The sequence below is a fragment of the Paraburkholderia nodosa DSM 21604 genome, assembly GCF_000519185.1.
In the GTDB taxonomy this organism is placed as follows: Bacteria; Pseudomonadota; Gammaproteobacteria; order Burkholderiales; family Burkholderiaceae; genus Paraburkholderia; species Paraburkholderia nodosa.
The window spans coordinates 1-22,143 of sequence record NZ_JAFA01000004.1 but is presented as its reverse complement, the minus strand read 5'-3'; the positions used below and the strand labels follow the sequence as shown (position 1 = coordinate 22,143).

Sequence of the window (22,143 nt, the reverse complement as noted above, 5' to 3'; positions counted from 1 at the left end):
CATGTCTCTCCTTGATTGATTTAGATCTTTGTCGTCGCCGCCTGCGGCCCGCTTATTCGAATCCCCTCCCGGACGAGCCGCGCGCGAGTCTGCTGGACGAGTTCCAGTGCGCCGGGCGTGTCGCTGTGGATGCAAACGGAGTCGAAGTCGATGTCGATATCGTCTCCATCAAACGTCCGCACTTTTCCTTCCGTACACGCTCGCAGGACCTTTTCGGCGACCTGTTCGGGATCGAGACGACCGATGCGACGGATGAATACGATCGAACCACTACGGTCGTAGTCGCGATCGGCGTAAAACTCCCGGACGACCGGTTGCCCGATCTCGCGCGCGATGCGGTACGTCGCAGACGACTCCATGCAGAAGAGCAAGAGATTGGGATCGAGTTGTTGCAGTGTTTCAACGAAGAGCCGCGAGAATGCCTCGTCACGCGCTGCGTGCATGTAGAGCGCGCCGTGCGGTTTCACGTGCTGCAGCCGGATGCCATGCAGACGTGCGAACTCACGCAGCGCGCCAAGTTGATAAAGGATGTCGTTGACCAGCGCCTGAGGCGTTTCGGCGATGTTTCGACGGCCGAAACCGACCAGATCGCGAAATCCCGGATGCGCGCCGATACCAACGCCAGCCTCCCGTGCCATCTGGACCGTCCGCGCCATGATGTTGGGATCGCCGGCGTGAAAACCGGTGGCGATATTCGCCGAGCTGATGAGCGGCATGATCTGTTCGTCGACACCATCGCCGATTCGCCACGGTCCGAAGCCTTCTCCCATATCGGAGTTCAGGTCGACGCACTGCTTCTTCATACTGTTTCCCCTCCAGATTTGAGCGGTCGGGCGTCTTCACGCGCACGCCAACCAATGTGAAATGGAGGTTATACGGACAGGGTTAGTCAAAAAAGTTTTATTTTTGTATGCCTTGGTATCGATTTTTTCGATAGCATCCGCGTGATGACCTCACTCTGACGTCCAGCGGTTTGACCTCGAAGATGGCGCTTACCCTCAGACAACTAAAGTATTTCGTCGCGACTGCCGAGCTTGGACAGCTTTCCCAAGCGGCGATTCATCTGACCATATCTCAGTCCGCAGTGACGAGTGCAATCAAGGAGCTGGAAGAGAGTTTGGGCACTCAGCTCTTCGTGCGTAACGCCGCAGGCGTCACGTTGACCGACACCGGCCGTCGCTTTCTCAATCATGCGTACACGATTCTCGCGTCGGTGGATGAGGCCATGCGGATTCCCAACCTCGAGAGCACGCTCACCGGCACGCTTGCTATCGCGGCGAGCTATACGGTGTTGGGATATTTCCTGCCGCATCACATACAACGGCTGAATGCGCTGTACCCCCGCCTGACCATTCAATTGCATGAGTTGAATCGCGACGCCATCGAAGAGGGCTTGATTAGCGGGCAATACGACATGGCCGTGCTCCTCACGTCGAACGTGTCGAACCCCGAGCTTGCTCTGGAGCCCATGATTCATTCCGTGCGCCGGCTATGGGTGGCCGCCCACCATCCGCTGCTAAGGCGAGAGAGCGTGACCTTTTCCGAAGTGGCAGACGAGCCCTTTGTGATGTTGACGGTAGACGAGGCTGCGCAAACGGCGATGCGCTACTGGAACGAGACGCCATGGCGGCCGAATGTGATACTCCGGACTTCGTCGGTTGAAGCTGTTCGCAGCATGGTGGCGAATGGGTCTGGCGTCGCCATTCTGTCCGATATGGTCTATCGTCCGTGGTCGCTCGAAGGTCGACGCATCGAGACGATCGTGCTGCTCGATCCCGTACCCGCGATGAGCGTTGGTCTGGCATGGCGCAAGAACATGGAACTGAGCCCGGCCATGCATGCGGTGAGAGAGTATTTCCGCCATACGTTCATGGAGCCGAGGGCTACCGGATAAATTGCCGGACATCCTGACCTAGCCCGTTCACAGCAGCTGATCCAGCCGCTGCGAGCCCCACCATCCCCTGTCATACGTGCGCCATCGTACATTCCCGGCCTCGCAATCCGGAGCGCAGAAGCTATATTTGTAGATCTGAGGTTCGGCACGCGCACCGCACGCGTTGCCGCATCAGCTAAGGTAATGCACCGGGACAATACTCAGGATTGCGAACAAACGTTCCGTAGGTTGCGACTGGATTGCGTGTGAGGAGCCGGCGATGTCCAAAACGATAGTCTTTTGCGCAGACGGCACGTGGAACGGCCCCGACGATCCGCCAGGAAAAGGCGATGGCGGCGCGCCTGACGCCGTGGCATGTTGTCAGCCGGGACTGACCAACGTATGCAAGCTTTTCGCGTGGCTCGATGGAAACATGCTGCCCGAAGGAACCGACTGGGGTGGCGTCGAGATGGAAAAGGCCCTTGCAGACGCAAACGGCAAACCCGTACAAATCGCGAAGTATATTCACGGGGTCGGAAATTCCCAGCAACTGGTCGATAAAGTCGCCGGCGGCGCGTTTGGCGTCGGTGTCGTCGCCCGCATCGCGCGCGGCTATACGTATATTTCGCGCAATTTCGAGCCGGGCGACAGCATCGTGATCGTCGGATTCAGCCGCGGCGCGTACACCGCGCGAGCCCTTGCGGGACTGATTGCGGGACAGGGTCTGTTGCGGCCGGATCTCGCTGCCATCGACGATCAGAATCGTTACGACACCGCGGTGGCGGCGTGGTATCGATGGAGACACGGCCACGATACGACGTTCCAGAAGATCGCGGACGGAGTGATGGAGTTCTTGACGATCCATCGCGCCTTCTCCAAACCGAAGCCTTTGGACGCCAACTCGTTCGTCGACGCAAAAGTCACTGCAGTCGCGGTTTGGGATACGGTGGGCTCGCTCGGTATTCCACTCTACTATGAGGGGTCCGCCATCGATCTGTTCCGGTTCTGCGATCTGACGCTCAACCCGGACATTGGCCTCGGCGTGCACGCCGTCTCGCTCGACGAGCAACGCAGGCCGTTCGAGCCGACGCTGTGGAATCCCAACCCGAACGTGACGCAAGCGCTCTTTCCAGGCGGTCATTGCGATGTCGGCGGCGGCTATGCCGATCACGGCCTCTCCGACGGCCCCCTGGTCTGGATCGTGGACAGGTTGCAGCAAACTGACGTTGGATTGAAGTTCGCCCTTCATCCCCCCGTTGCCGTCCAATCCAATCCCTTGGGGCCGCGACACCGGGAATGGGTTGAGGATCCTGTCTGGCTGGCAGCGGGAGTGGGCGCGCGGGCCTTCCCGGCAGGCATGGTCGTCAACGACAACATACGGCAGCGTATGAACGATCAACCCGAAGATCTTTTTGGCACTGCCGGCCAGCAGCCTGTGTACTCACCGGGTAACTTGCCCGCCCGCTAAGCGGAATGGCTTCGGCAGGGTGAACGCTCGAAGTGCGCCCTACACTTCCAGCCATTCCTGGCGGACGCGCGCATCGGCCTTCAACTGCTGCGGCGTCCCCTCGAACACGATCTGACCGTGCCCCATGACGTATACGCGCTGCGAGATGTCGAGCGCGATGGCCTGCTTCTGCTCGACGAGCAGCACCGAAATGCCGCGCGCCTTCAGCGTCTTCAGGTACTCGCCCACCTGCGCGACGACGAGCGGCGCGAGCCCTTCGGTCGGCTCGTCGATGATGATGAGGTCGGGGTCGCCCATGAGCGTGCGGCACAGCGTCAGCATCTGCTGCTCGCCGCCTGACAGCAGGCCCGCGGGCGTGTCCTCGCGCTCCTTCAGGCGCGGGAACATCCGGTACATGTCGTCGAACTGCCAGCGTGGCGTCTGGCGCGAGCGGTTGCGCTTTTCGCCGAGCATCAGGTTCTGCCGCACGGTGAGCGTCGGGAAGATATCGCGGTTCTCCGGCACGTAGCCGATGCCCCGGTGCGCAACCTCGAAGGTGCGCAGCCCGCGCAGTTCTTCGCCGCGCAGCAGAATCTGCCCCTCGCACCGCACGAGCCCCATGATGGCTTTGGCCAGCGTCGAGCGGCCCACGCCGTTGCGCCCGAGCAAGGCGACGATCTCGCCCTCGCCCACCTGCATCTCGACGCCGTGCAGGATATGGCTCTTGCCGTAGTACGCGTGCAGGTCGCGCACCTGGAGCATGGAATCGGCGGTCGCCATCAATGTGCACCTGCGGGTTCGTCCAGCGTGGTGCCCAGATAGGCTTCCTTCACGCGGCGGTTGTTACGGATGGCTTGCGGCGTGTCCGTGGCGATCACCTCGCCGTACACGAGCACCGAAATGCGGTCGGCGAGGCCAAAGACCACGCTCATGTCGTGCTCGACCATCACCAGCGTCTTGCCGACGGTGACCCGGCGAATCAGCTCCACCGCGTGGTCCGACTCCGAGCGGCTCATGCCCGCCGTGGGTTCGTCGAGCAGGATCACCTCGGCGCCGCCCGCGATCGTGATGCCGATTTCGAGCGCGCGCTGCTCGGCGTAAGTCAGCAGCCCTGCAAGGGTGTCGTGGCGGCCCTGCAGGCCGATCAGCTCGAGCACTGCTTCGGCGCGTTCGCGTGCGTCGCGCAATTGCTCGAGACGATGCCAGAACGAATACCGGTAGCCGAGCGACCACAACACGGAGCAACGCAAATTCTCGAACACCGAAAGCCGATGAAAAATGTTCGTCACCTGAAAGCTGCGCGAGAGCCCCATGCGGTTGATCTTGTACGGCGGCAGGCCGCCGATCTCGACGCCGTTGAGTTTGACCGTGCCGGAACTCGGCGCCATGCGCCCCGAAATCAGGTTGAACGTCGTCGACTTGCCCGCGCCGTTGGGACCGATCAGCGCGTGACGTTCGCCCCTCGCGATATTCAGGTCCACACCGCGAATGATCTCGGTGCGCCCGAAATTCTTGCGCACGTCACGCAACTCCAGTGCGGCCGTCATACGTTGCTCCCAGCGATTTCCCGTTGCACGCCATCCCAGGCGTCGCGCACCCGCGCGGCAGCGAGGCGTCCCGCTTGTGCGCCCAGCGCCCACAGCACCGCGGCGACGGCCCAGGGCTTCCACGACGCGGCATCGAAGTTCAGGCCGAAGAACGCCATGGCCGTGCCGTTGTCGCTATCGATCTGCACCTTGTAGACGAGTTCGACCGTCAGCACGAGCGCAGCAAGCAAGATCAGCGCGGCGCCCAACGCCGCCGCATAGGACGGCAGCATGCGGTGCAGCTTGCGCGCCGCGATGAGAGGGACCTGCTTCATCAGCAGGCTCGACACGCCGCCCGGCACGTACATCACCACCAGCACGAAGAAGAGGCCGAGGTACAGCAACCATGCCGGCGTGAGATTGGACAACGCGACCGCAAACAGCACGAACAAAATCGAGCCGATGATCGGCCCGAAGAAGAACGCGCCGCCGCCGATGAACGTCGCGAGCAGCACGCCGCCGGACTGCGCAGCGCCGACATTCTCCGCGGTCACGATCTCGAAGTCGATCACCGAGAGGCCGCCCGCAATGCCGGCGAAGAACGCCGAAAGGACCATCACGAAAAAGCGCACGCGCTGCGTGTTGTACCCGACGAATTCCACACGCTCGGGGTTGTCGCGCACGGCGTTGGCGATGCGGCCGAGCGGTGTCTGCGTCCATGCGTACATGGCGATCATCGACACGAGACACCACACCGCGATCAGGTAGTACACCTGGATCGCCGGGCCGTAAGTGATGCCGAGCACCGCATGGCCAACCGTGCGATTGGTCGGCACCCCGCCCTCGCCGCCGAAGAATCCGGGAAACATCAGCGAACTCGCCGCCACCATTTCGCCGATGCCGAGCGTGATCATCGCGAAGGTGGTGCCCGACTTGCGCGTGGTCACGTAGCCGAACAGCACGCCGAACAGCATGCCCCCGAGCCCGCCGACCAGCGGCAGCAGCGAAACGGGCAACGGGAAATGGCTCGCGCCGATCTGGTTGAGCACATGCGCCGCGACGAATGCGCCGAGCCCGGAGTACACCGCGTGCCCGAACGAGAGCATGCCGGTCTGACCGAGCAGCATGTTGTACGAAAGCGCGAAGATGATCATGATGTCCATCTGCGACAGCAGCGCGATCGCGAAGCCGCTGGAAAACACGAGCGGCAGCACCAGCATCACGAGCACCGTGGCGCCCCAAATGATCCAGCGCAGCGAATGCGCGGATTGCAGCAGTCCCTGGCGTTGCAAGGCCGAACCGGTGCTGGCCTGAATGAGCGGTTTCATCGGTCAGCCCTCCCGCTTGCCGAGCAACCCGCGCGGTCGCAGGATCATCATGAGCACCATGAGCAGATAAGGCAGAATCGGCGCGACCTGCGAGACCGGCATGCGCCACAGCGACGAGAGCGTCGTGCCGTCCGTGACCCTCAAGCCAACGAGTGAGAACAGGTCGGAGAGCGAGGCATCGATCGTGACGGCGAAGGTCTGCATGATGCCGATCAGCAGCGACGCGATGAACGCGCCTGACAGCGAGCCCATGCCGCCCACCACGGCGATCACGAACACGATGGTGCCCACCGACTCGGCCATCGAAGGCGACGTGACGAACGCGTTGCCGCCAATCACGCCTGCGAGGCCCGCCAGCGCGGCGCCGCCGCCGAACACCAGCATGAACACGCGCTGCACGTTGTGCCCGAGCGCCTCGACCATTTCCGGGTGCGTGAGCGACGCCTGAATGACGAGGCCGATGCGCGTGCGCGTCAACAGCAGATACAGCGCCGCGAGCATGGCGATCGAGATGAGCATCATGAAGGCGCGATACTTCGGAAACTCCGACGTGTACACCTTGAACAGCGCCCCGTTCAGTTCGGGCGGAATGGCGTACGGGACCGCCGCCAGACCCCAGACCAGCTTGACGCCCTCCACGATCAGATACGACAGGCCGAAGGTGAACAGCAATTCCGCCACATGCCCATACTTGTGCACGGTGCGCAAGCCGAAACGCTCGACGAGCGCGCCGACACACGCCACGAGCACCGGCGCCACCACGAGCGCCGGCCAGAAACCGATCTTGCTGGCAACGGTGTAGGCAAAGTAGGCCCCGAGCATGTAAAAGCTGGCGTGCGCGAAATTGAGCACGCCCATCATGCTGAAGATCAAGGTGAGACCCGAGGAAAGCATGAACAGCAGCAGCCCGTAGCCGATGCCGTTCAACAGAGAGATGGTCAGGAATTCCACTGCCCGATGATCCTTGTGAAGTGTCGTAGCGAGAGCACGTTCAGCCCGGGCGCTTCATCTGGCAAGTGGTCGGCTGCGTTGCCGCGGTCGGCCCAAGCTGGACGTCGGTGCGCCAGCCATAGCCGGTGTTCTCCTGGTCGTACTTTACCGTTTTGCCGTCCGCCTTGGTCCATGTCGCGATCACGAGCGACTGCTGCGCCTGGTGATCGGCAGCACGCATCGCCACCGGACCGTTCATGCCGTCGACCGTCATGCCCTCCATGGCCTTGGCCACCTTGACGGGATCGTTCGACTTCGTCGCGTTGATCGCCTTGCTCAGCATTTCGATGGCGGTATAGGCCGTCGCCAGGTAATAGTCGTCGTTGTACTTCTTCTTGTAGCCCTCGATGATCTGCCCAACCACGGGCGGGTTGTTCGCCGTGTTCGGGCCGAACACGCCCACGTACTTCACATGGTCGGCGCCGGACGCGCCCATGGCCGTCGGCACGCCGGTCGTGCCCGCGTAATAGGTGTAGAAGTTGGCCGTCACGCCCGCATCCTTGCTCGCCTTCACGAGCAAGGCGAGGTCGCTGCCCCAGTTGCCCGTGATCACCGTGTCGGCGCCGGACGCCTTGATCTTGGTGGCGTAGGGCGAGAAGTCCTTCACGCGCGCGAGTGGATGAAAATCGTCGCCGACGATCACGATATCCGGGCGCTTGCTCTTCAGGTCCTCGCGCGCCACGCGCGAAACATCGTGGCCAAACGAGTAGTCCTGATTGATGAGGTAGACCTTCTTGATGTCCTTGTCGCGCGCGAGGAACGTGGTGAGCGCATCCATCTTCATGTCGGCGTTGGCGTCGAAGCGGAAGTGCCAGTAGTCGCACCGGGCGTTGGTCATGGCCGGGTCCACCGCGGCGTAGTTCAGGTAGACGATTTCCTTGCCCGGATTGCGCGAGTTGTACTTGGCGACCGCATCCTCCAGCGCGAGGCCGACCGACGAGCCGTTGCCCTGCACGATATAGCGAATGCCCTGGTCGGCGGCCTGGTTCAGCACGGTCAGGCTTTCCTGCGGCGAAAGCTTGTTGTCGAATCCGACCACCTCGAACTTCGTGCCGTTTGCCCAGTTGTGCTCGTTGGCGTATTCGGCCGTGTATTGCCAGCTGTGCAGCTGGTTCGTTCCGAGTGACGCCATCAGGCCGGACAGCGGATCGATGAAGGCAATCTTGACCGTCTGCGCTTGCGCGGCCCCTCCTGACAACGCCGACGATACCACCGCACCAACCAGCAACGAGCGCAACATCCTCATGGACTGTCTCCTTTGTTTGGGCATTTCTTATCGAGCGTGAATTTTCTGTCCGACCGTGCGATTTTTCGCTATATCACCACATTCCTGGCGCTAATGACAGCACTCCAGGGAAATCGCTGACGCGAGCAGGCATAGCGAATCATTGCGACTGGCTTACGGTTAGCCTGGGTCCGTTTGCGATGGCTCAACCCCGCGTACGGGACCTCAGGCCCGGCGCAACCGGGGCTTGCCGCCCGCCATCCGCCGCGCAGGCTCGAGAGAAGGCGAGCGCTCGGTCAGGGACGGTGCACCATGATCCTCGTCAAGCTTTGCACCCTTGAATTGTTGTCGGTAGGCCACCGGCGTCAACGCTTTCGTGGCCTTGAACTGCCGGTTGAAATTCGCGGCGTTGGGAAACCCCGAGCGGGTGGCGATCACGGAGATGGGAATCTGCGTGTCGGTCAAGAGCCGGCAGGCATGGCCGATTCGTACCCGCGCGATGTACTGCCCCACGCTTTCGCCCGTGTGCTGCACGAAATGTCTCGTCAGCGTGCGTTCGGACAAGCCCGCGGCCTTGGCGAGCGTCGAAAGCCGCAAGGGTTGCGAGAACTGCGTTTCGATCAGCGCAAGCACCCGGTTCAGTTGCTCGGGCTCGTAGCCCGAAGACGCGCCAACGCGGCCTTCGAACGCGCTGGGCGTCGCCAGCTGGTTGGCCGGTAAATCAGACAGCCAGACGAGGATCTCCAGCACGGCAGCCAGACGCCCGCGCGGGTCCGCCGACAAAAGACGGTCGAGATAGCCGCGCATATGCGCGCCGGCGCCTTCTTCGAAGACCAGTCCACAGGCCGCGCGACGCAGCAGGTTGCGCAGGTTCGCGTATTCCGGGCAAACGTCGGCGAGGCGCTGCACCCAGCTGCCTTCGAACCAGATGACGATGGCCACCTGCGAATCCGCCGGGTCGATCGAGCGATTGGACGACCAGGTGTGCGGCATGTCCGGCGGGACCAGGACGAGATCGTCGGCGCCATAAACGTTGACCGAGTCGCCGATATAGCGCTTGCCCTGGCTGTTCATCGTCAGCGTGAGTTCGTATTCCGGGTGGTGATGCCACTCGAACGGAATGCGCGGCAAGCGCCGGTGGTAAACCCGCACCGAACACCTGCTGCCGAAGTCGACGTGCTCGTATGCTGCTTTCATGGCCGAATCTACAAAAAGATTGACTTGATAATATCACCGGCCAAGGCTGCGCCGGCGTACGCTCCCATCATTCGAAATCACCAAGGTGGAGACAGTGACATGGCTTTGCATATCGACGACCTGCCCGCAGCTATCCGCCAGGCCAAGCAGGAACTGCGGGAAAAGCTGCCCAGCTACCAGGCCGTGTTCGCCGAGGTCGAATCGGCCATGCACGAAGAGGCGCATCGCATCGCCCAGCTTCGCGACCGGGGTGAGCCGGTCATCCCCGAAATCGCCTTCGCGGACATCGTCGGCAACCGGGTGAGCGCGGAGCAGATCGCGCTCGTGAAGGCGCGCGGCGCGTGCGTCATCCGCAAGGTCTTCGACCGCTCGCTCGTGGAGCAGTGGGACAACGACATTGCCGACTATGTCGAGCGCAACGATCTCGACCGCAAGCTGCTTCATCGCGCCGAAGACAAATATTTCGGCCAGCTGGCCTCGAGCAAGCCGCAGATCTACGGTGTCTACTGGTCGAAGCCGCAAGTGCTGGCGCGGCAGTCGCCGGAACTCACGCAGGCGCGCGTGTTCCTGAACCGGCTGTGGCGCACCGAGAGCGAAGGCCGCGTGCATTTCGACCCGGATCACGTGCCGGTTTATGCAGACCGGCTGCGCCGCCGCCCGCCCGGCTCCGAGTCGCTGGGTCTTTCCGCGCATTGCGACGGCGGTTCAGTCGAGCGCTGGATCGAAGCGAACTTCCGCAAGGTCTACCGCCATGTGTTCTCCGGAAACTGGCGCGACTATGACGCGTTCGATGCGGCGTGGCGCACCGCGGTCGAAGAGATTCCGTCACCCGCTGTCTGCTCGATGTTCCGCACGTTTCAGGGCTGGACGGCGCTCACGCAGCAAGGCCCCGGCGACGGCACGCTGCAACTCGTGCCGATTGCGAACGCGATGGTCTACATCCTGCTGCGCGCGCTGCAGGACGACATTGCCGACGACGACCTGTGCGGCGCGATGCCGGGCCGGGCGCTCTCGATCAAGCCGGAGTATCATGCGCCGCTTTTCCACGCGCTTTCGTCGATCCCCTTGATGCAACCGGGAGATACCGTCTTCTGGCACAGCGACGTCATTCATGCCGTGGAGGATGCGCATCGCGGCAAGGGCTACAGCAACGTGATGTACATCGCGTCGGCGCCGTCCTGCGCCAAGAACGACGCGTATCTCGCGCGGCAACTGCCGAGCTTCCTCGAGGGCAAGAGTCCGCCGGACTTCCCGACGGATCATTTCGAAGTCGATTTCCTCGGGCGCGCAACGGTCGACGACCTGACGCCGCTCGGACGCGCGCAGATCGGGTTGAAGACCTGAGCTTGCGTCAGTCGGTCTTGCTGAGCGCATTGCGCACCGCAACGGCAAGCTCGTCGTATCGATAAGGCTTGCTAATGAGCGCGACGCCTTCGTCGAGCTTGCCGTCGTGGAAAATGACGTCGCGCGTGTAGCCAGAGGCAAACAGGACCTCGGCGTAATACGGCGGCCCGCTCGCAATACGAGCCAGTTCGCTGCTTCTCACCGTGCCCGGCGTCACGACATCCGTGAACAGCAGGTCGAAACGCGGGCCGCTCTGGATCAGCTTGAGCGCGCTTTCGCCATCTTGCGCGGAGAGTACCTTGTAGCCGAGCTGGGCCAGCATTTCGATCGCGGCAATGCGCACGTCGGCATCGTCTTCGACCACGAGAATGGTCTCGCCGCCGCGCTCCTGTCTCGCGACGGTCGGCTTGTAAGCGTCGTATTCCGCTTCCAGGCTGCGCGGGAAATAGAGGTTGACGGTCGTGCCCTGGCCTTGCGCGCTTTCGATGAAAACGTGGCCCGAACTCTGCGCCACGAACCCGTGCACCATGCTCAAGCCCAGTCCCGTTCCCTGGCCCTCGGCCTTGGTCGTGAAGAACGGCTCGAACACGCGCGCTTTCACGTGGTCGGGCATGCCGCTGCCCGAGTCCGAAACGCGCAGGCGCACATATTCGCCCGCTGGCACGCCATCGCGGCGCGCCAGTTCGTCGTTGCCTGCGTCGATGTTCGCGAGACACACGCCGATGCGTCCGGGTCCGTCTATCGCGTCGCGCGAATTGATGACCAGATTCAACAGCGCGCTTTCCAGTTGACTTCGGTCTGCACAGATATTCCAGCTCTCCTGCGCAGGCACGATGGCGAGTTCGATCGTCTCCGGCAACGTGCGGTGAAGCATCTCGGCGATGCCTTCGACCAGCCGGAAGGGATTCAGAACGGCCGGCGCGAGCGGTTGCCTGCGTGCGAAGGCCAGCAATTGCGCCGCGAGTTTCGCGCCGCGCGACACCGCGTTGCTGACCGCCGCCACGCGCCGCTCGAGCGCGACGTTGCCTCGCGTGGAAAGCTCGATGAGCTGCAGGTTGGCGGAAATGACCTGCAAGACGTTGTTGAAGTCGTGCGCCACGCCGCCCGTGAGACTGCCGATCGCCTCCAGCTTTTGTGCCTGACGCAGCCGCTCCTCCATTGCCACGCGCGCGCCCACTTCCTCGGCGACGCGCTGCTCCAGTGTCTGGGTCAGTTGCAGCAGCGCGTCTTCGGCCACCTTGCGCTGCCTTTCCGCCTGCACCTTCGCGGTCGTTTCGAACACGATGGCGATGACGCCTGCCGGCCGCTCGTCGTCTTCGAAAACCGGGCTGTAGCTCAGGTCCAACCAGACGTCTTCGGCGTGACCTTCGCGATACAGCACGAGCTGCTTGTCCTGGAAGGCCAGCGTTCCGCCGGCGAGGCACGTATCGACGACATTGCGGTTGAACGCCGCCACCTCTGGCCAGCCGGTTTCGACCGGTTTGCCGAGCAGGAACGGATGCCGGCTGCCCGCGAAAACCGCGTAGGCGTCGTTGTAGACCATCGTGCCTTCGTGTCCCCAAAGCATGACGAGCGGAGAAGGCGAGGCGAGGAGCATATTGATCGCGGCGACGAGGCTCGCCGACCACGTTTCGCGTGGGCCGAGCGCCGTGTCGCTCCAGTCGAATGCGGCGATGCGCTCCGCCATTTCGCCCGGCCAGCGGGTCAAGGGGCGCTCGATCGGCGGTGGAACTTCCTTGTTCATGACGCGACTCGGCTCCCGGAGACGCTGCTGGATTTCGGAACGGCGATGTTCGTGGAGGATTCGACGCTGCGCACGAGCGAGGCAGGGTGCGCAATTCTCGTTCCAGCTCCCGGCGCGAGCCGTCAAGATCGCCACGGAGGGTAACCGGTGCCGAAGCGGCAGCCGGTCGGACACGCGTCACAGGCAGGCCAGCAGGTCTTCGAGCCGCACGGGTTTCGTCAGACATTTGTAGAAACCGGCTGCTGCAGCCTTGGCCGCGATGTCCGGGTCGGTGTGTCCCGACAGCAGAACGTACCGGGTATGCGACAGAGCGGGGTTGAGCCGAAGCTGGTCCACCAGTTCGCCGCCGCTCATGTCCGGAAGCCTCCAGTCCACGAAGGCAAGTTCGGGAAGGAACAATCCGGCAACGAGCAGGGCCTCATGTCCATCGGCGGCGCATCGGGCTTGATGACCTTCGAACTCGACGAGCGCCGCGAGCGCATCTGCGACGTCGCGATTGTCGTCGACTAGCAGGATTCGTTTTGGCATCGGGTACAAAAAACTGGCTGGAGAGCGGGCGCGACACAGTCAGGACTCGACCGCGGGTCGCCTTCGAGTGTACCCGGATTCCGTCAATGGCAAACGCCCGCGCCGCCTCACGCCAGGGGTCGGAGTTCAGCGTGCTCCATCATGCAGAATCCATCGGTGTACTGAGCAATACGCAAAACGATTGGCGCAGTGGCAACGCAACAGGCGCATAACTCGTTGTTACCAATCTCGCAGCGCCGTTGCACCTGTGTCCGGGGGCGGCGCCTACACTCGAAACCGTGCTCATCAAGAACGCACGCAGCGTGCGAAGGAGTTGCGATATGAAGAGGACGATTCTCGGCCTGGTCCTGGGCGCAACGGCGTTGGCGGCTTCGACCGCTGCATTGGCCCACGTGGATGTGGCCGTGGGCGTTGGCGTGCCAGGCGCGGCCTATGCGCCGGCTCCCGTCCAGGCCGACTGGCGAGGCGACGACGACTGGCGCGCGCGGCGTTGGCGTGAGCACGAGTGGCGCGAGCACGAACGTCGTGAGCATGAATGGCGCGAGCGGCAGTGGCGCGAACGCGAATGGCACGATCGGGGCCGTTGGGACTACTGATCCGGGTCAGCGCAGGGCGTCCAGCAGCGCCTGAATGGGATGACGCAACCGGCGCCCGCGCAAGCGCTTCACCTGGCAGCGGCACGAATAACCCGTGGCGAGCAGTTCTTGCGCCCCCTGCGTCGACGTCGATGCCGCATCGACATGTCGCGCCCACGATTGCTCGAAGATCGTTTCCGAGGTCGCGCGATTGCGCGCCTCGTGGCCGTAAGTGCCCGACATGCCGCAGCAACCACTGGCCGGCATCGTGAGCGCGAGGCCGGCCGCCGCGAAGACGTCTTTCCACAGGAGCGCGGCGGCGCTCGCGTTGGTGCGCTCGGTGCAATGCGGCAGCAGGCTGAACGAGCCGGACGCGCGCGGCGTCGTTGCACGCGTGCGTAATGCGCCGACCAGCCATTCCTGTGGCAACTGAACCTCGGGCACGGTATCGATGCCTTCCACCTTGCGGTACTCCTGGCGGTACACGAGCGTCATGGCCGGGTCGATGCCGACCAGCGGCACACCCGTTCTGGCAAGCGCGGCCAGTTGCGCCGCATTGCGCCGCGCGGCACGGCGAAACTGCGGCAGAAACCCCTGCACGTGCAGCGGCTTGCCGTTGGGCAGATAAGGCGCGACGAAGACCTTGAACCCGAGCCGCGCGGCGACTTCCAGAAACGCGGCGGCGACCGGCGTTTCGAAGTAGCGCGTGAACGCGTCCTGCACCACGATCACGCTGTGCTGGCGCTCGGCAATGCCGAGCATCGAGAGGCGTTCGGGCGTTGCGACCTCCGCTCCCGAGCGGCGTAACGCATCACGCCATGACACCGGGCTCAACAACGGGCTATCGACAAGGCCCAGACAGCGCGCAAGCACCGATTTGACGAGACCCGCGCCCATCACCGCGTTGTAGACGCTTCTCGCTCCTGGCACCGCCGCTACGCGCGGCACCGTGAATTCAAGCGCGCCAATCAAATAGTCGCGCAGCGGCCGCAAATAGCGCGTGTGATACAGCTCCAGAAAGCGCGCGCGAAATTCGGGCACGCTGACCTTCACGGGGCACTGCCCCGCGCACGACTTGCACGCGAGGCAACCCGCCATGGCGTCATACACCTCGTGCGAAAAGTCTTGTTCGCCCTGGCGTTTGCGCATGCTATTGAACATGCGCACCGGCAATGCCGCCGCGGCTGGCACAGCCGTGAGATCCGCTCCGGCATCCTGTTGCCGGCGCAACCATTCGCGCATCAGCGAAGCCCGTCCCTTCGGCGAATGCACGCGCTTGCGCGTGGCTTTCCACGACGGACACATGGCGTCGTTCGGGTCGAAGTTGTAGCAGGCGCCGTTGCCGTTGCAGTGAACGGCGTCGGCATTGGCCTGCCAGACACGCTCGTCTATGCGCCGGTCCAGTTCGCCGCGCAGCGTCGTCGCGTCGATCTTCAACAGCGCCGCACGCGCCCCCGCCGGCGTGGCGATCTTGCCGGGATTGAGCTGATTGTGCGCATCGAATGCCGCCTTGAGCCGCTGTAGCGCGGGATATAAAGGCCCGAAATACTCCGGCACATACTCCGAGCGGACGCCCTTGCCATGCTCTCCCCACAGCAGGCCGCCATACTTCATCGTCAAGGCGGTCACGGCATCCGAAATGGGGCGCACGAGTGCGGCCTCGTCGGGATTGCGCATGTCTAGCGCGGGGCGCACGTGCAGCACGCCGGCGTCGACGTGGCCGAACATGCCGTAGCGCAAACCAAAACCATCGAGCAGCGCCCGAAACTCCGCAATATAGTCGGCGAGATTTTCGGGCGGTACGGCCGTGTCTTCCACGAAGGGCTGCGGGCGGCTCGCGCCGCGGGCGTTGCCCAGCAGGCCCACCGCACGCTTGCGCATCGCATAGACGCGATGGATCGCCGCCTCGCCTTCGGCGATCGTATGTCCCAGGCGCCTGACGCTCGCGTCGGCGCCCAGGTGCTCGGTGAACGCCGCCACGCGCGCGCGCAATTCGTCCGCATCGTCGCCGCTGAATTCGACCATGTTGATGCCGCTCGCACCGCCTTCGACGCCTTCGTCGTCTGGGAAATAGTCGGCCACGCTTTGCCAGACGCTATCCTCACGCGCCAGCCGCAGCACCGTGGCGTCCACGGTTTCGATCGAGAGCGGACGATGGGCCATCAACGCGCGCGCGTCGCGCAGGGCATCCATAAAACCCTCATAGCGGATATTGACGAGCGCGGCGTGCTTCGGAACCGGCAGCACGTTCAGCGTCGCCTCGACGATAAAGCCGAGCGTGCCTTCCGAGCCGCACAGCACGCTATTGATGTCGAAGCGCCCCGCGCCGTCACGCAAATGGGCCAGGTCATAACCTGTCAGGCAGCGGTTCAGCTCGGGAAAGCGCTCGCGTATCAGGCCGGCTTCGCGCTCGCTGATATCTCGCGCGGTGCGGAACACTTCACCGACCTTGTCCTCGCGCGCGCAGAGCGCCGTCAGTGCGGCATGATCGACCGGCGCGGTCGACAGACACTCACCGCCGACCAGGACCGTTTCCAGCGCGAGCACATGGTTGCGTGTTTTCCCGTATGTGCAACTGCCCTGCCCGCTCGCATCCGTGCTGATCATGCCGCCGATCGTCGCCCGGTTCGAAGTCGACAGTTCCGGCGCGAAAAAGAGTCCATGCCGCTTCAGTTCGGCATTGAGTTGATCCTTGACGACACCCGCTTCCACTCTGGCCGTACGCGCGACGGGATCGATTTCGAGGATCCGGTTCATATGCCTCGACATATCGACCACGATGCCTTCGGTCAGCGACTGCCCGTTCGTGCCCGTGCCGCCGCCGCGCGCCGCCACTGCCACGCCGCGAAACGCCTCGCGCCCGAGCAGGCTCGCGAGGCGTACGACGTCCTGCGCATGGCGCGGAAACACCACCGCTTGCGGGTAACGCTGGTAGATCGAATTGTCCGTGGCCAGCACCGTGCGCGTCGCGTGCGTCGCATCCACCTCGCCTTCGAAGCCCGACATCTTCAATTCATGCAAAAATTGACGGATCAGCGGGTGGCTGAATTCGCCGATGGCAAGCGGGGCAATTGTCATATCGTTCTCGAAGTCTCGCCTTGGGTGCACGATTCCCTTTCGGGCAACGCATTGTCGCGTTCCCGGCCGGCACCGGGCAAACGTATATTCGTTGGGTTGATCATGAGGTTTTTGAATGAATTTCCGCAAGCTCACGCCTTCCATGTCGCTGCTGCTCGCGTTCGAAGCGTCCGCGCGGCATGAGAGCTTCACGCGTGCGGCCGAGGAGCTGTCGCTCACGCAGAGCGCCGTGAGCCGCCAGGTTCAGGCGCTCGAAGCCATGCTCGAGCTTGCGCTCTTCACGCGCGAGGGCAAGCGCATCGTTCCGACGGATATCGGCCGCGCCTATATGGCCGAGATCTCGCACGCGCTCACGCTGATCCGCAGCGCGACGCTGCAGGCCCTCACCTCCAATGCGCCGAAAACGCAGCTGCGCGTCGCGACCCTGCCGACGTTCGGCGCCAAGTGGCTGCTGCCGCGCCTGCACCATTTCTATCAGGCGCACCCCGATTTGCAGATCGATCTCGACTCGCGCATCGAGGCCGCCGATTTTTCGACCCAGGACCTCGACGCTGCCATCGTGGTGGGCGACGGCCGCTGGCCGGATGTGACGGCGCACCGGCTCTACGCGGAAGAACTGGTGCTGGTCGGCAACCCTGCCGTGTTGCCCCTCGCGCGAAAATCGAGGCGCAGGGCCGCCGCGCCAACCATCGAATCCCTCGAAGGGCTCACGCTGCTGCGCGTGCGCAGCTTTCCCGACGCGTGGCGCGAATGGTGTGCGCACTTCGGTTTGCCTCACGACGCGCTGCGGCCGGGCCCGAGTTTCGAGTTGACCTCGCATTTGATCCAGGCAGTCGTGGCCGGTATCGGCGTAGGCCTCGTGCCGCGCATGCTGGTGGAAGACGAATTGAGGGAAAACCGGCTTCTCAGCCCATTCGAAGCGGTGCCAAGCTCGCGCTCGTATTACCTCGTCTACCCGGAGCGGGTTCAGCGCCATCCCGTGCTGGTTGCGTTTCGCGACTGGCTGCTCGAGGAGCTTGCGGGGCGACAGTGACTTCAAGGTTGCATTCGCAAGGGGATGCGAATGTGAAATTTCCTGCGCCCTCACCATTGCGAATGTTCAGCAGGCGCTGGCCGAGCTGACGCACGCTGCTCAAGCCTGCGTGAGGTGCCCTCAGCGGCCGGCCTTCGCCGCCGGCACACCGGCCAGCAACGCCGCACCGCTGGCCACCAGCAACGCCGCGAGCAGATACAGCGCGTTATCCATGCTGCCCGTATGAGTTTTGATGAGCCCGATTGCCCACGGGCTCACAATGCCGCTCGTAATGCCGATACTGCTGATGAGCGCGATGCCCGCAGCGGCGGCCTTGCCCGAGAGATACGCCGAGGGCACCGCCCAGAAGATCGGCAACGCGGCGAAGATCAGCACCGCTGCGATCGAAAGAATCGCCATCATCGCGGCGAAGCTCGCGAGATGCAGCGTGAGCAGCGCCAATGCCATGCCGCCGCCTACCGTGCACGCCGCGAAATGCCAGCGCCGCTCGCCACGCCGGTCCGAGCGGCGCGCGATCCACATGAGGCCCACCGCACCCACCGCATTTGGAATGACGGTGTAGAGGCTGATCGCCAGCACGTCATGCACGCCGAAGTCGCGAATCATGAGCGGCATCCAGAAGTTCAGCGTGAGCGAGGCACAGGTCAGCGAGAAGTAGATGAACGCGAACAGATACACGCGCGGGTTGCGCAGCGCCGCCCCGAACGAACGCGTGGAATGCGCGTGATCGCCTTCGCCGTCGCGTTGCGCGAGGAGGTGGGCCTTTTCCGCATCGGTCAGCCAGCGCGCCTTTTCGGGGCCGTCCACGAGCCAGAACGCTGCCATGAGGCCGAGCAGCACGGCCGGCAGCCCTTCGATCAGGAACATCCAGCGCCAGCCGGCGAGTCCCGCCACGCCGGCCATGTCGCGCATGATCCAGCCCGAGATGAGGCCGCCCAGCACCCCCGCCACCGCCACACCCGCGAAGAAGATCGAGAACACGGCCGCACGGCGGCGCGCCGGATACCAGTACGTGAGATAGAGCACGATACCGGGAAAGAAGCCCGCCTCGAACACGCCCAGCAAAAAGCGCAGCGCATAGAACTGCGTGGGGCTCGACACGAACATCATGCTGGTCGAGGCAATGCCCCATAGCAGCATGATGCGCATGAACGTGCGGCGCGCGCCGAAGCGCGCAAGCAGCATGTTGCTCGGCACTTCGCACAGCACGTAGCCCACGTAGAACACGGCGGCACCGAGGCCGTACATCGCGTCGCTGAAGCCCATGTCGTGCTTCATCTGCAACTGCGCGAAGCCGATGTTGATGCGGTCGAGGAACGAGACGACGTAACAAACGAACAGGAATGGAATGACGCGCGCGGAGACTTTCCGGTAGAGCGCGTCTTCTTGCTGCGAGGAATGCTGCGCGGACGTAGCGTACGCGCGCGCGGCTTCGGACCGGCGGTCCGGGGCAATCGATTGGGGCATCTGCCTGTCTCCAAACATGACTCCGGTTCACCTGGGCGGGCCCGGGCAGACCGTTGATGCGCGGCGTCTTGCGCGCCTTGCGCGGCTCGCCGGGACGCGTGCGGTTCGCGCGTCTCCAGGCATTGAGGCCGATCATAGGTGGGGCAGGTTTAATTTGTCAATGGCGAATCGCTTTGCTTTACGCTAATTATGGTTTGTCTTTAGATGAACATGTCGACGGTACGTTGACTCACGGTTTCGTCACACAAAAGCCGGTTTGCAAACGCAATGCGCTCGCCCCAATAAAAAAGCGGCGCACCGCGAGGTGCGCCGCATCGTTACCGCGAGGGCTTGCGCGTCCTAGTGCTTCAGGAAGTCGATCACCATGCGGTTGAAGGCTTCCGCATGCTCCCATTGTGCCCAGTGGCCGCAACGGTTGAACACGTGCAGTTGCGCGTTCTGCATGCCCGCGAGCAAACGCAGGCCGATATCCATCGGCACGAAGCGGTCGTCGCGGCCCCAGATCACGAGCGTGGGCGCGGCGATTTCGCCAAGGCGCGGGCCGTAGTCGCTGAACTGCTTCGGGAAGGTGGCGAGGCTCTTCACGAAGTTTTCCAGGTGGTCGCGGCGCGCGAGCATGTTGTCGAGGCGCGTTTGCATCAACTCGTCGGTGAGCGCGCTCGCGTCGTACACGAACACGTTCATCATGCGCTTGAGGTTCTCGATCGTCGGATCGCGATAGAGACCTTGCAGCAGCTTGATGCCTTCGGTGGGCATCGGCACGAAGCTGCTCGGGCCGCCGGTGCCGCCGCCCATCAGCACGAGCTTGCCCACGCGTTGCGGGTTCGCCAGTGCGAACGCAACGGCGCTGTGCCCGCCCATCGAATTGCCGAGAATATGCACGCGCTCGATGTCGAGCACGTCGAGCAGGCCCTTGAGCACGCGGCCGTTCAGGTCCGAGCGCGAGCTCGTGCAGACGATCGGGTCGCTCTTGCTCCAGCCAGGGCAATCCATCAGGATCACGCGGTAGCCGGCCGCAACGAGCGGCTCGACGTTGCGGTTGAAGTTGGCCCAGCCGCTCGCGCCCGGACCCGAGCCGTGCAGCATCACGACGGTTTCGGCGCCAGCGCCTGCGTCGTTGTAGTGAATCTGGAACTCGACCTCGCCGTCCTTCACGCGCGCGAACCTGCTCGTCGAGGCTTCGGTGATTGCTTGTGCCGTACCCGTCATGATGACCATCCTTTAAAACGTATTAACCCATGCGGGAGAAGGCGCGTGCCTTCTCCCCTTCACATTCATGCGCCCTGTGCGCCCAGCGCGCTGCGCTGCCTGAATGCACCCACCACGCTGAGCGCGGCAAGGGCCGCGATCACGACGAGCGGAATGCTCGAACCCACCAGCATCGACGGGCTCTGGCCGAGTGCAAACAGCTGTCCCGCCACGAGCGGCCCGAGAATCGAGCCCAGACGCCCCACGGCCACTGCCGCGCCCACACCCGTGCCGCGTACTTCCGTGGGGTACGCATGGCCCGCGAGTGCGTAGAGCACCGACTGGCCGCCCACGATAAAGAAGCCGCACAGCAGGCCGCCCACGGCCGTCGAGCTTGCGCCGCCCGCGCTTGCGAGCACGGTGAGCGCCGCCACGATACCCACGTACATGCCGATCACCGTGCCGCGGCGGCCAAAGCGATCCATGATCGTTGCGATCGCAACGGCGCCGATGCCACCGCCGATGTTGAACAGCATCAGCACGAGGTTCGACTGCACGCGCGTGAGGCCGCGCGCGAGCACCATCGAGGGCAGCCAGTTCATCAGGAAGTACAGCACGATCAAGGTGCCGAGGTAGCTGATCCACAGCGCAATCGTGGTACGCGCGCGGCCCTCTTGCCAGAGCGCTTGCGTCACGCTCGGTGCGCTTTCCCTCGCGACCTTCGACGCTTGCGCGGCGACGAACTGCTGCGACTCGCGCAGGAACAGGCCAAGCAGCGGCACCATCACGATCGGCCCGAGACCGCCGACGTAGAACACGTGGCGCCAGCTCGCGTCCCCCGTGCCGAGCATGCCGATGACGGCGGCGATCGCCGCACCGAACGGCATGCCGCAGTACATCGCACCCACTGCCGTGCTGCGCTGCTGCTCACCCGCTGCCTCCGAGCACAGCGCGATCAGGTTCGGCATGGCCGCGCCGAGACCGAGACCCGTGAGCAGACGCGCGACGAGCAGGCTCTCGAAATTCCACACCATGGTCGTGGCGAGCGAGAAAAAGCCGAACAGCGCCACCGACCACATGAGCACGCGTTTGCGGCCAAAGCGGTCGGCAAGCCGCCCGCCCAGCGCCGCGCCCGGCAGGAGGCCGATCGCGCCTGCGCTGAACGCCCAGCCCATTTGCGCGATGGCGAGATGAAACTCCTTCGCCATACGCGGTCCCGCTACGCCCGCCGATTGCAGGTCCAACCCTTCGAGCAGCGCAATCGCCAGACACAGGGCGATGGTTGCCTTGCCGCTCGTTCCACTTCCTCCAGCACTACGGTTTCGCGACGTCATAAAAAGTCTCCATATGTATTTGGGAGCCGCTCTTTCCGGCGGCTATAAGTGACAACGCCGCGCACCACCCGAAGGCGATGCGCGGCGCTTGATCAGGACTGCAATCCTTGCTGGCGCTTTTTCAGATCGAGCGCCACGTCGACGATCATGTCTTCCTGACCGCCCACCATCCGGCGCTTGCCCAGTTCGACGAGAATATCGACCGTCTTCAGGTCGTACTTCTTCGCGGCCACTTCCGAGTGGCGCAGGAAGCTCGAATACACGCC

General features: G+C 63.6%; 18 protein-coding genes and 1 pseudogene. 5 read left to right on the top strand and 14 right to left on the bottom strand.

Annotated features, from left to right (window positions below; all coding sequences use genetic code 11):
- Positions 1-20: 20 nt before the first annotated feature.
- Complete coding sequence (locus A3CW_RS0106585) at positions 21-803, bottom strand: 5-oxoprolinase subunit PxpA (RefSeq protein ID WP_028202844.1); 783 nt, start codon at positions 801-803, stop codon at positions 21-23.
- Positions 804-985: 182 nt separating this feature from the next.
- On the opposite strand from A3CW_RS0106585, the gene A3CW_RS0106580 reads away from it, so the two are divergent.
- Positions 986-1,894 (top strand): LysR family transcriptional regulator, encoded by a 909-nt coding sequence (locus A3CW_RS0106580; protein ID WP_028202843.1) that lies wholly within the window; start codon positions 986-988, stop codon positions 1,892-1,894.
- 259 nt (positions 1,895-2,153) lie between these two features.
- Positions 2,154-3,341 (top strand): DUF2235 domain-containing protein, encoded by a 1,188-nt coding sequence (locus A3CW_RS45500; RefSeq protein WP_051481281.1) that lies wholly within the window; start codon positions 2,154-2,156, stop codon positions 3,339-3,341.
- Between the two features lie 39 nt (positions 3,342-3,380).
- Here the strand turns inward: A3CW_RS45500 and A3CW_RS0106570 are convergent, their stop codons facing one another.
- The 6 genes from A3CW_RS0106570 to A3CW_RS0106545 all read right to left on the bottom strand — a co-directional run bounded on the left by A3CW_RS0106570 (position 3,381) and on the right by A3CW_RS0106545 (position 9,586).
- Positions 3,381-4,100 (bottom strand): ABC transporter ATP-binding protein, encoded by a 720-nt coding sequence (locus A3CW_RS0106570; protein WP_028202842.1) that lies wholly within the window; start codon positions 4,098-4,100, stop codon positions 3,381-3,383.
- Entirely contained in the window at positions 4,100-4,867 is a 768-nt protein-coding gene (locus A3CW_RS0106565; protein ID WP_028202841.1) for an ABC transporter ATP-binding protein, read from the bottom strand. Before A3CW_RS0106565 ends, A3CW_RS0106570 begins: the two co-directional genes overlap by 1 nt.
- A complete protein-coding gene (locus A3CW_RS0106560) occupies positions 4,864-6,174 on the bottom strand; it encodes a branched-chain amino acid ABC transporter permease (RefSeq protein ID WP_028202840.1) in 1,311 nt (436 codons plus the stop codon). The genes A3CW_RS0106565 and A3CW_RS0106560 overlap by 4 nt, the downstream gene beginning before the upstream one ends.
- A 3-nt stretch (positions 6,175-6,177) precedes the next feature.
- Complete coding sequence (locus tag A3CW_RS0106555) at positions 6,178-7,125, bottom strand: branched-chain amino acid ABC transporter permease (RefSeq protein WP_028202839.1); 948 nt, start codon at positions 7,123-7,125, stop codon at positions 6,178-6,180.
- 40 nt (positions 7,126-7,165) lie between these two features.
- Positions 7,166-8,410, bottom strand: a complete 1,245-nt coding sequence (locus A3CW_RS0106550; protein WP_028202838.1) for a branched-chain amino acid ABC transporter substrate-binding protein — start codon at positions 8,408-8,410, stop codon at positions 7,166-7,168.
- 204 nt (positions 8,411-8,614) lie between these two features.
- Entirely contained in the window at positions 8,615-9,586 is a 972-nt protein-coding gene (locus A3CW_RS0106545; protein WP_028202837.1) for a helix-turn-helix domain-containing protein, read from the bottom strand.
- Positions 9,587-9,685: 99 nt separating this feature from the next.
- Here A3CW_RS0106545 and A3CW_RS0106540 point away from each other — a divergent pair, with 99 nt between their 5' ends.
- A complete protein-coding gene (locus A3CW_RS0106540) occupies positions 9,686-10,930 on the top strand; it encodes a DUF1479 domain-containing protein (RefSeq protein WP_028202836.1) in 1,245 nt (414 codons plus the stop codon).
- A gap of 7 nt (positions 10,931-10,937) precedes the next feature.
- Here the strand turns inward: A3CW_RS0106540 and A3CW_RS0106535 are convergent, their stop codons facing one another.
- Both A3CW_RS0106535 and A3CW_RS50775 read right to left on the bottom strand, forming a co-directional pair.
- The gene (locus tag A3CW_RS0106535) at positions 10,938-12,674 is read right to left on the bottom strand and encodes an ATP-binding protein (RefSeq protein WP_051481280.1); all 1,737 of its coding nucleotides are present in this window, start codon (positions 12,672-12,674) and stop codon (positions 10,938-10,940) included.
- A 177-nt stretch (positions 12,675-12,851) separates the two neighbouring features.
- Complete coding sequence (locus A3CW_RS50775; RefSeq protein ID WP_081771547.1) at positions 12,852-13,202, bottom strand: response regulator; 351 nt, start codon at positions 13,200-13,202, stop codon at positions 12,852-12,854.
- A 320-nt stretch (positions 13,203-13,522) separates the two neighbouring features.
- On the opposite strand from A3CW_RS50775, the gene A3CW_RS0106520 reads away from it, so the two are divergent.
- Positions 13,523-13,798 carry a hypothetical protein gene (locus A3CW_RS0106520; protein WP_028202834.1) on the top strand — a complete coding sequence of 92 codons (276 nt, stop codon included), beginning with the start codon at positions 13,523-13,525 and terminating at the stop codon, positions 13,796-13,798.
- Positions 13,799-13,804: 6 nt separating this feature from the next.
- On the opposite strand, the gene ydiJ is transcribed toward A3CW_RS0106520, so the two are convergent.
- On the bottom strand, positions 13,805-16,855 hold the full coding sequence (gene ydiJ, locus A3CW_RS0106515) for a D-2-hydroxyglutarate dehydrogenase YdiJ (protein ID WP_028202833.1): 3,051 nt from the start codon (positions 16,853-16,855) through the stop codon (positions 13,805-13,807).
- Positions 16,856-16,970: 115 nt separating this feature from the next.
- On the opposite strand from ydiJ, the gene A3CW_RS0106510 reads away from it, so the two are divergent.
- The gene (locus A3CW_RS0106510) at positions 16,971-17,888 is read left to right on the top strand and encodes a LysR substrate-binding domain-containing protein (protein ID WP_028202832.1); all 918 of its coding nucleotides are present in this window, start codon (positions 16,971-16,973) and stop codon (positions 17,886-17,888) included.
- 120 nt (positions 17,889-18,008) lie between these two features.
- Here the strand turns inward: A3CW_RS0106510 and A3CW_RS0106505 are convergent, their stop codons facing one another.
- The 4 genes and pseudogenes from A3CW_RS0106505 to A3CW_RS50770 form a co-directional block, all read right to left on the bottom strand.
- Complete coding sequence (locus tag A3CW_RS0106505; RefSeq protein ID WP_028202831.1) at positions 18,009-19,355, bottom strand: MFS transporter; 1,347 nt, start codon at positions 19,353-19,355, stop codon at positions 18,009-18,011.
- Positions 19,356-19,694: 339 nt separating this feature from the next.
- Positions 19,695-20,564 (bottom strand): alpha/beta fold hydrolase, encoded by an 870-nt coding sequence (locus A3CW_RS0106500; RefSeq protein WP_028202830.1) that lies wholly within the window; start codon positions 20,562-20,564, stop codon positions 19,695-19,697.
- 65 nt (positions 20,565-20,629) lie between these two features.
- Positions 20,630-21,877: a 3-(3-hydroxy-phenyl)propionate transporter MhpT gene (gene mhpT, locus A3CW_RS0106495; RefSeq protein ID WP_028202829.1), complete on the bottom strand. Its 1,248-nt coding sequence runs from the start codon at positions 21,875-21,877 to the stop codon at positions 20,630-20,632.
- 92 nt (positions 21,878-21,969) lie between these two features.
- Positions 21,970-22,143, bottom strand: a pseudogene (locus A3CW_RS50770) (4-hydroxy-2-oxovalerate aldolase); the annotation flags it as partial.